This is a genomic window from Bacteroidales bacterium (genome assembly GCA_014860585.1).
Taxonomy (GTDB): domain Bacteria; phylum Bacteroidota; class Bacteroidia; order Bacteroidales; family 4484-276; genus RZYY01.
Genome location: JACZJL010000109.1, coordinates 42,274 through 50,578, shown reverse-complemented (window position 1 = coordinate 50,578; position 8,305 = coordinate 42,274). Strand labels below are relative to the sequence as shown.

The window sequence follows — 8,305 nt, the reverse complement described above, 5'->3', positions numbered from 1 at the left end:
CGAAGTACTTTTGCCGCAGTTCATTTGAACAAAGGAGCAAGCCGAAAATCCTTTATCAAAGAGTAGGCATTTTTAAATTATATCAATTATGAAAACGATCAGAGTACAAATGGCAAATTTATTATTTGCAATGGTGTTTATTGCTACATCAACGCTATTCAGCAATGGAGTTAAGGCGCAGGAAGCCGAAAAAGGGTTCATCCTTTCGATGACCGAATTCACAGTAAAACGTGGCCATGACCTCCAGTTCCGCGAAGGCGTAAAAGCATGGAAAGCTTGCTACATTGAGAACAAGGGCGAATGGACCTGGAATATGTGGCAAAGAATAAATGGCGAAGGGAATGTGTACATTTTAACTTCGAGAATGGCCAACTGGGCCGAAATGGATGAAACCGATGATGACGGGAAAAACTGTCGTGATTTAAGCCGTGAATTGATCTATCCGCACATCGAAACCTCCGAAAGCAATTTTGCCAGGTTCATGCCGGAATTCAGTAAAGCGTATCCCAATCCCGACCAGGTGTTGTGGGTAACCTCATGGCAGGTAAACAATGGAACGAAATTCAGAGAAATCGTTAAACAGGTGTCGGATGCTACAAAACAGGCCGAAGGATCATCACGCGGATACTGGTACAGCCTTATGGGTGGCAGTAAAGATGCTGCTGATTTCTTTGTAGCCACTCCTTTCGCCAACTTTGCCGCATTGGATGTGGACAGGGACAATGTGTGGGACATCTATGAAAAAGCTAACGGAAAAGAAAAAAGAGATCAGCTCCAGTCCGAATTCCGCGAGTCAATTAAAGAATCATGGTCATATCTGTTAAAACTTGATACAGACCTGAGTCATAATCCACCAACGAAATAAGTACTTTTTTTTATCAATTCGTTTACAAACAAATAACATAGATTCTTATGAAAAAAGTCATCTATTTACTTTTTGCAGTTGTACTTTTTACGGCATGCAATACAAATCAACCGGTGCGCTATTTCTCAGCTTCCCCTGAAATCGAAGTCACCAAGTCAATCCTTAAAGCTTACGTTGATGCGGATTGGGATGCAATGAAGTCGCATTATGCCGACACAGCAAAAATCCAGAACAATGTACCTGAGAAAAAAGGAATCTCGATTGATGCTGCAATTGAAGAACATAAGCAAGACCATGAACTCTTCTCGTCCATTCGTTTAATAGATAAAGAAAGTTTTTACGAAATGGTGATCACCGATGAAGGCGAAACCTGGGTTAACTACTGGGGATTATGGAAGGGAACTTTGAAAGCAACCGGTGAAGAATTCAAAATACCACTGCACATCACCCTGAGGTTCATCAATCAAAAGGTTGTGCGTGAGCACGGCTACTGGAACAACGCCGAAATTGCCCTTGCACTTTACAAACTGGAAGCCCAATCTCAAACACCTTGAAGCTTATTAAAAAAATAGGGATATTCAGCCTGGATGGAGAAATCATACTCCGTCCGGGTATCTCTGTTTCCTGGAAGTCGCTGAGCAACAAAAACATCCCTGAACTACCCCCGGGAACTCCCCTTGGTATTGATGTCACGCTGGATGAAAAAGCCCTTCTTTCCGGTAACCATGGAATAGTTTGGGCCACTTACGATGAGCGCCAGGCTGAAGTTATCTTCAATGCACTCCTTGCCCAAAACATTTCATCTGACATCGGAAAAGTGGAATTGGAAGACCAGGTTCTTTTGCTGGTCAAAATTCATCATCTCAACGATATTGCTGAAGCAATGGATTTTATTTGGCGAAAGGAAGGTGGGTTGCGCTTAGAACCTGACTGGACATACCCGGAAGGTGAGGTCAATGCAAGTTTTGAAAAATGGGTAGGAGCCTGAAATGGCCATTTAACAAATTATGAATAACCAATTTTATCACTGATGATGAATCTCAAAAAATCACTAATCATAGCCCTTGTTTTGAGTATCGTGAGCCTAACCTTGTGGGAAATTTACTGGCGCTCAAAGGGGAAATATCCTGATATTAACGACGACAAAGAACTTTGGGCTGTCCAGAGAGCTAAACTGAAAACCATGGATCAATCTGACTTTGTAATAGTCGGGTCATCCCGTGTACTATTTGGCATTCAACTGGATGTTTGGGAAAACGAGGTCGGGAGAAGGCCGCTTATGCTTGCCAGCCCCGGTTCAAGCCCGTTGCCGGTATTCAGAGATATTGTCGAAAATACTGACTTCTCCGGCACTGTGATTGTTGGCGTAACAGAGGGACTGTTCTTTTCCACAACCTTTCCTCAGGCGCCACCCTGGAAACGGGCGCAATCAAAGGTTGACCACTATCACAGCAGAACCTTCGCACAACGACTCAACCATTGGTCGGGTCTGCCGCTGGAAAAGAACTTTGCTTTTGTTTCGATCAGTGAAGAACAATGGTACGACGATATTGATCTCAGGTCGTTGCTCCGACGCATCCGCATTGGGAACAGAACTGGCGCCTATCCAAAACCACCGTTCCGTAACTTTTCGCACGTGGCGGTCGACAGAAATGTCAGAATGTCTGAAAAAACTGCAACCGATACCGCCTTTGCCAACAGTATAATCCGGGTGTGGAAATTTTTTGGTGAAAATGCGCCTCCACCCGATAAGAAATCTACCATGGCCTTCTTTCTGGAGGATGCAGCAAAATTCCAGGCACGCGGGGGAAACCTGATCCTGGTAAAATGTCCTTCGAGTGGGGGATTGCGGGCTGCCGAAAATATGTATTTCCCCAGAAATGAATTTTGGGATGAACTTGTTTTTCAATCAAAAGCCAAAGGTTATCACTTTGAAGATTATGACCAGCTCAACCGGTTTGAATGTCCGGAATGGTCACATTTATCGGCGCCTGATGCGGAAATCTTCACACAGGAACTATCCAGAATTTTGGTTTCCGATGGAGCCATTACAAAACACAAAAACAACTAACCATGCTTTTCAATTCAATAGGTTTTATCTTCTTTTTCATTGCAGTGTTAGCGCTTTACTACACTCCAATTTTTAGCTGGAATTTCAAAAAAAGAATGTTGCTGTTGGCCAGTTACCTGTTTTACGGATTATGGAATCCTCCATTGATTTTGTTGCTTTGGATTTCGACAATGGTTGACTGGGTGGCTGGAAATAAGCTCTTTAAAGAGGAACGACCAAAAGCAAGAAAACTATGGTTGCTGTTAAGTATGTTCGTTAATCTTGGTTTTCTGGCATTTTTCAAATACAACAACTTCCTGCTTGAGAATTTTATCTTCCTTGCCGATGCTGTCGGTATTACTTTCCAGGCCAGGCCGCTCGATATTATCCTTCCGATGGGAATTTCGTTTTATACATTCCAGACCATGTCCTACACCATTGACATGTACTATAGAAAAATCCAGCCGGCGAGGACTTTTCTCGATTTTGCCCTCTATGTTACCTTTTTCCCTCAACTGGTTGCAGGTCCGATTGTAAGGGCAAAAGACCTGATCACCCAGTTTTATGAGCCCCGCAAAGCCACCATCAACCAGTTTGTCTGGGGGTTATTTCTGCTGACCTTGGGTTTATTTCAAAAAGTTGTTTTGGCTGATACGTTGCTTTCCGGAGTTTCCGATAGCGTATTCAATGCCGGTAAAGTGTTGAATTTCTGGGATTCATGGGCAGGCACACTTGCCTTTTCCGGGCAAATTTTCTTCGATTTTGCAGGATATTCCACTGCTGCCATCGGAATTGCGCTTATGCTGGGATTCATCCTTCCCGATAACTTCCTTTATCCTTATGGCGCCATAGGTTTTTCCGATTTCTGGAAGCGTTGGCACATCTCTCTTTCCAGTTGGCTGCGCGATTATTTGTACATCCCTCTTGGTGGCAACCGCTTTGGCCTCACCAGGATGTACGTTGCTCTAATGTTAACCATGCTTTTGGGCGGACTTTGGCATGGCGCTGCCTGGACTTTCGTTGTTTGGGGAATGCTGCATGGTGTTTATCTTGTGATAGAAAGGGTTCTAAAACAATACATCCCTGTCAAAGTAACAGTTTGGAATGGAATTTTACTGGCTTTTGCCACTTTTACTCTGGTCAATTTCACCTGGGTGTTTTTCAGGGCAAGAGAATTTCAGACTGCAGCAGGGATGATCGAATCAATGCTTTTCCTTAACGTTGATGGGGAAAAAGTACTTGAATATTTTGACCTGATCAAAGTCTTTGTTTTGGTGGGCATTTTGTTTCTTGTTCATTGGCTCATGCGAAACAGAAGCCTTAAGTTGGTAGCTCACAATATGTCTCCCTGGATTCTTGGTATCATTTGGGCTTGCCTTTTCATCCTGCTGACCATTGCACAGGGTAGTGAAGAGCAATTCATATATTTTCAGTTTTAACAAGAGTTTTCGGGTACAACAGCATGCAGCCTGACAAACAATAAACACTCGAATTTGTTAGCTAATGAAAGTTAACCCAGACCTATGAAAGCAAAATCTAACAAAGGAAAATCTGCCGAAGAAATCCGCTCATAATTAAGCCATTGCATGGCAGACGGCTTTAAGCCAACGCTGGCTTGGGTATTTATCCCCATCAAACTTGACGTCGATACGATGAATAATCTCCTCGACCAGCATGGCATCCTGATTTTTGGCGCCACCACTGGTTGAGAATGCATTGATGGCGACATTGGCGTCGGAACAATCGCTATTCTGTTGCTTGAGATGATTCCCGAACATTTTCTGCTACTGATTGATGATTACAGCGATAGTGATCCTAATGAGCTGGCAAAGGAAATGACGGCCAGGGCAACATCAAATTTGAAAATCCTGCTTTTATTCTTTCCTGCAGTAGGATTGAAGAGTGAAACTGAGCGCTTATGATGGGAACTTCTCATCAGGGCTATTGACGCCTGTCGGCCGTAAGAGACAAAATAAATGAGCTACCTGAAGCAGGCAGCGTTAATTTCAAACCAAAAGTTTCCACTGGGATCAACTATGGCGAAATGGTCAGCGGGAATATTGGTTCGTCCACCATTCGCAGGTTGGATTATACCGTAATCGGCGATACGGTAAACACAGCCCAAAGGCTTCAAAGCGCTGCAAAACCCGGCCAGATTGTGATCAGTGAAAAAAGTTATGAAGAGATCAGGCAATTTTTCAAGTGTGCAGAACTAGGTAACGTCAGCCTGAAAAATAAATCCGGAGAGCTCAAAATTTACGAGGTTGTGGAATAATTACCTGCTTCCATTTATTGATCAGTTATTAGCTTTTCATCATTCCAAAAGGACAATCTCTAAAGTATTCTTCAGATCAATACTATATTGACTTAAAACACTCTTGCTGAGATGATAAACCAAAAAAACGGAATAGTTGCTTTAAAAAAGTTAGCTTTTAAATGTGAGACTGATTAATCCACCAAAATATTCTTTTTCAAATTATTTTACACAAGCTGGAAAAACAATGCTAACAGGGATATTTGTTAGCACGAAATAGGATTTTCCGGGGCTAAGCGTTTGAAGTGAATTTATACCCATTCCTGGCCAATAAACTTTCCATCCGGCAACCTCTTTCACCATTACCAGTTGAACTGGGTAGGCAGCAAAGAGTTGATCTACGGTAACAGGACAATTACTCAGTACGGGCATGATATTCCACCCACTACTAAGTGATAGCGACTTGTTGGCTTCAACAATTCCTTTAAAAGGAAGAACATCTGGATTTTGCATTTTTACAATATACCCCTGGTCTGATTTCCAGTCACCAATGGTGTTTACCGCCTGATTAGGCCAGTATGTTTGGTAGTTGTTGGTCAACAGAATAAAATTATCCATCACCGGCTCGAAAATATAATTAACTTCCTTGTTTAACGGTATTAAATATGACGAAATGCCGCTCCATCCGCCGGGAAGTTGGATGCTTTGCTCGGCAACAGTCGGCCCTGGCAAACCATGAGGGCCGGCTCCAGCCGGGATATTACCGTGACAAACTGCACAGTTGTTTAATGTTCCTTTATAGCCTTGAAGTGCTATGTTCTGAACATTATCCCGGTCGTTCGTTGTCGGAACGATAGCATGAGGTGAACCATGACAGGTGCTGCAATATAAGCCGCCATGACCTTTTGAATTGCGGAAAAGTTCTCCTGGATTTTCAGCATATGCCGGACCATGACATTGAATTGAACCGCAGGATGGTTCCTGAAGCCACGGTATTCTTCCATTTTCGATGGATGAAGCTATTTGTTCCATACTCCCATGACAGTCCTGGCACACCATTCCTGCTGCATGCATTACATCGCGGTAACATTGTGTGTTTGGGCCGGGATGGCATTTATAACAATCATTAGTTGAGCTTTTATGCTTTTCATGAATTACCAGGGATAGCGAACCTAAGCCCGGTGTTCCCGGCAATCCAAGGGCATTCGAACCATGACATTCTGCACAAAGTATGGGTGTGTTGTTTGGATTGAAACCTCCATCGTCGCTGTGTTGATTTAAAATTGCATTTTCACTCGAATGGCATCCTGAACTCACACAGTTAATTTCGTTGGATACCGGAATCACCGGTTGTGTGGTGGCCAAAAGTCTGCCGGTTCCGTCGAATGCTTTAATTAGCGCCAGTTGATAAGGATCTTCCACAACAAGGTTTGCATCTGTGAAAGGTGCGATAGGCACGCCGTCAACAAAAAAACTCTTTCCGCTGATGGCCATATCTCCGCTTAAACCGGCGCCGGTCAATCCAACGTTGTCAGGCAGGTTAACACCAAATATTTGGTCTTCATAACTCCAGAAATTTGTTTTGCCCACTGAATAAGTGTTTCCAGGAATCTCATAGGTAACCTGATAACCAGTGGTCACCACTTCGGGCCAGCTTGTTTCGGTTCCTTTTCTTATCAGCTCTGCTTTGATGTTATTGTACGGTGGAAGAACCACAATTTTCGAAAAATCCTTGTTTGCACAATGCATTCCCAAATCATTCCAGGCCATTACAACGAAATCTTCTCCGCCACCGGGTTGTGGTGTATATCCGTGAGGCCCGGGTCCTTCAGGTGTAATCCCATGGCAAACCGAACAGTCGCGCAGTGTTCCGGCAAAGCCCTGCAGGGCGATGTTTTGCAGATTATCTCTGTTATTTTCGCTGGGTAAAATGGCATGCGGCGAACCATGGCAGGTGCTGCAATACAACCCCCCATGTCCCTTCGAATTGCGAAAAAGTTTACCGGGTTCTTCGGCGTGCGTTTGGCCATGACATTCCAGGGCTCCGCAGGATGGCTCCTGCAACCAGGGCTGTCTGCCATTTTGGATGGTTAGAGCAACATTTGCAACAGATCCATGGCAATCCTGACAAACCATTCCTTCGGCATGCATTACATCCCTGTAGCATTGTGTATTGGGCCCCGGATGACATTGATAACAATCATTGGTTTTATCCTTGTGTTTATCATGCATGGCTTCCGAAAAAGAAGGAACCCCCTCCACTCCCGGCTTACCCAAGGCGTTGGATGAATGGCAGTTGGCACATAAAATAGGTGTATTATAGGGGTCAAAACCTCCCTCGGAATTATGTGCATTTAAAATGGCTGTTTCGCTGGCATGACAGCCAGAACTTACACAATTCATCTCGTTTGAAACCGGAATAACGTTTTGTGTTGTTGCTAGCAGATTTCCGCTTCCGTCGTAAGCTTGAACCAGAGCCAACTGGTATGGGTCTTCGGTAACCAGGTTTGCATCGGTGTAAGGTGTTATTGGAACTCCATCGATGAAAAACGAATTTTCCCTTATCTCCATTTGCCCATTTAATCCAGCACCAGTTAGCCCAATATTATCGGGTAAATTAACCCCAAAAAGTAAATCTTCATAACTCCAGAAATTGGTTTTGCCAACCGAATACGTATTGCCCGGAACCTCATAGTTAACTGTATAACCGGTGGTAAGAATTTCGGGTGATGTCGTGGCTGACCCTTTTTTAATCACATAAGCGGTCAGATTATTATACGGCGGCAGTACAGCAATTTTCGAAAAATCCATGTTACTGCAGTGCATCCCCAGGTCATTCCAAGTGATCACAATGTATTGTTCATCTTTTGGGTTTTTGGTACTTGTCAAAAAAATGCTTACTAATCCTAAAATCACTAATAACAGGGCTGGTTTTGTTTTCATTTGACTTGACATTAATGGTTACTAAATCTTTAAATAAAACAAAGGTAATTCAGTATTAAATAAATGCCAACAAATCCGTGCAATAAATAATAAATCTAAATAGGTACATAAGTGAGTCTCTTAAAAGCACACCAACTGGTGATAAATTGACACACTTATTTTCTTAAAAAAATCTAATGAAGTTCAATGAGGT

7 protein-coding genes are annotated in these 8,305 nt (G+C 43.2%); 6 read left to right on the top strand and 1 reads right to left on the bottom strand.

Annotation, left to right across the window (positions count from 1 at the left end; all coding sequences use genetic code 11):
* Nucleotides 1–88 precede the first annotated feature (88 nt).
* From IH598_11805 to IH598_11780, 6 genes are all read left to right on the top strand, one after another.
* On the top strand, nucleotides 89–865 hold the full coding sequence (locus tag IH598_11805; GenBank protein MBE0639196.1) for a hypothetical protein: 777 nt from the start codon (nucleotides 89–91) through the stop codon (nucleotides 863–865).
* A gap of 47 nt (nucleotides 866–912) precedes the next feature.
* Nucleotides 913–1,419, top strand: coding sequence for a nuclear transport factor 2 family protein (locus IH598_11800; GenBank protein ID MBE0639195.1), 507 nt, complete (start codon nucleotides 913–915; stop codon nucleotides 1,417–1,419).
* Entirely contained in the window at nucleotides 1,416–1,853 is a 438-nt protein-coding gene (locus IH598_11795) for a hypothetical protein (GenBank protein MBE0639194.1), read from the top strand. Before IH598_11800 ends, IH598_11795 begins: the two co-directional genes overlap by 4 nt.
* Before the next feature lie 45 nt (nucleotides 1,854–1,898).
* Nucleotides 1,899–2,936 (top strand): hypothetical protein, encoded by a 1,038-nt coding sequence (locus IH598_11790; protein MBE0639193.1) that lies wholly within the window; start codon nucleotides 1,899–1,901, stop codon nucleotides 2,934–2,936.
* A 2-nt stretch (nucleotides 2,937–2,938) separates the two neighbouring features.
* Nucleotides 2,939–4,354, top strand: a complete 1,416-nt coding sequence (locus IH598_11785; protein ID MBE0639192.1) for an MBOAT family protein — start codon at nucleotides 2,939–2,941, stop codon at nucleotides 4,352–4,354.
* Between the two features lie 605 nt (nucleotides 4,355–4,959).
* The gene (locus IH598_11780) at nucleotides 4,960–5,190 is read left to right on the top strand and encodes an adenylate/guanylate cyclase domain-containing protein (GenBank protein ID MBE0639191.1); all 231 of its coding nucleotides are present in this window, start codon (nucleotides 4,960–4,962) and stop codon (nucleotides 5,188–5,190) included.
* A 201-nt stretch (nucleotides 5,191–5,391) separates the two neighbouring features.
* On the opposite strand, the gene IH598_11775 is transcribed toward IH598_11780, so the two are convergent.
* The gene (locus IH598_11775; GenBank protein ID MBE0639190.1) at nucleotides 5,392–8,112 is read right to left on the bottom strand and encodes a hypothetical protein; all 2,721 of its coding nucleotides are present in this window, start codon (nucleotides 8,110–8,112) and stop codon (nucleotides 5,392–5,394) included.
* Nucleotides 8,113–8,305: the final 193 nt, after the last annotated feature.